This window comes from Faecalimonas sp. LCP19S3_D12 (genome assembly GCF_052121495.1).
GTDB lineage: Bacteria > Bacillota > Clostridia > Lachnospirales > Lachnospiraceae > Faecalimonas.
This window is the reverse complement of sequence record NZ_JBQKED010000138.1, coordinates 1-385: the sequence shown is the minus strand read 5'-3', so window position 1 is coordinate 385 and position 385 is coordinate 1. Positions and strand designations below refer to the sequence as shown.

General features: G+C 40.8%; 1 pseudogene. It reads left to right on the top strand.

From position 1 onward, the window contains the following. Positions 1 to 85: 85 nt before the first annotated feature. A pseudogene (locus ACTQXY_RS15610) lies at positions 86 to 385 on the top strand (hypothetical protein); the annotation flags it as partial.

Sequence of the window (385 nt, the reverse complement as noted above, 5' to 3'; positions counted from 1 at the left end):
CGTAGTAAAGCCGATTATCGGCAAAATCCTGAAAATAAAGGATGGAAGAGCTGAAATAGAATACAAGATAAAAGGAGATGAGTAAATGGCACTGAAAGCATTAACGCTGAACACACCCGCTGCTGACAAAGCGCATATTTTCGCGGAAGACGATGCGGCGATTTATCAAAGCATCATCGGCAACGATGGTGTGTTTGATATTGGCGAAAAATTTAAGACCACGGTAATCAGTAACAACAAAGTACGTGTTGGGAATGGAGTGTTAAATGTACAGGGACATATTGCACGTACCGTATATGGAGATTACACGGATATGACAATTGAAAATGGTGTTTCCGGGAAAAAGAGAAATGACCTAATTGTTGCAAAGTTCACAGTTGGTTCG